General features: G+C 76.8%; 3 pseudogenes. 1 reads left to right on the forward strand and 2 read right to left on the reverse strand.

Features of this window, described 5'->3' with window-relative positions:
* Nucleotides 1-148: pseudogene (locus CCN33_RS30315) on the forward strand (MarR family transcriptional regulator); the annotation flags it as partial.
* Here CCN33_RS30315 and CCN33_RS33910 read toward each other — a convergent pair.
* Nucleotides 107-418: pseudogene (locus CCN33_RS33910) on the reverse strand (response regulator transcription factor); the annotation flags it as partial. The pseudogenes CCN33_RS30315 and CCN33_RS33910 overlap by 42 nt on opposite strands.
* A gap of 9 nt (nt 419-427) precedes the next feature.
* Nucleotides 428-666, reverse strand: a pseudogene (locus CCN33_RS33915) (DNA-binding response regulator); the annotation flags it as partial.

A 666-nucleotide genomic window follows, 5' to 3' on the forward strand; every position in this document is an offset into this window, starting at 1 on the left:
CACCGGCCGGGACCGCGCCGACGAGGCACTGGCGGGCCTGCTGGCCCAGGAGCGGGCCATCCTCGGCGAGCTGTCCCGCGCCCAGCGCGGCGAACTCGCCGGGCTGCTACGCCAGTTGACCGCCCCGTTCGACAACGTCCCCGGTTAGGTCGACCGGCCCCACCCCGGCCCGCCGGGCCAGCGCCACGGCGGCCAGCGTGGAGTGCACGCCCAGCTTGCCCAGCACGTTCTGCATATGGGTGCGGACGGTGTGCGGGGAGAGGAACAGCCGCTCCGCGACCGCCTTGCGGCCGAGCCCGGCGACCATGCAGCGCAGCACTTCCCGCTCGCGCGGGGTCAGCGACTGCACCAGCCGCTCGCTCTCGCTGCGGTGCTTGCGCGCCGCCGTCAGCTCCTTGAGCACGCCGGTGAGCAGCGCGGCCNNCCCGCCTGGAGCGCGAGCGCGGCCCGGTGCGGGTCGTCCTTCTCGGCGAGGACCACCGTGCGCACCCCGGCCTGCGCCGAGCGCACCCCGGCGACCAGTGAGATCCCGTCCACCAGACCGTCCGCGTCGCCCGCCTGCACCGGTACGGCCGCCCGGCCGCCGGGCAGGGCCCGGCCGAGGTCGGCGTCGACCAGCAGCACGTCGTAGCGGCGACCCTCGGTGGCGGCGCGCTCCAGGCAGCG

It is taken from the genome of Streptomyces recifensis (assembly GCF_002154615.1).
GTDB lineage: Bacteria > Actinomycetota > Actinomycetes > Streptomycetales > Streptomycetaceae > Streptomyces > Streptomyces griseoluteus.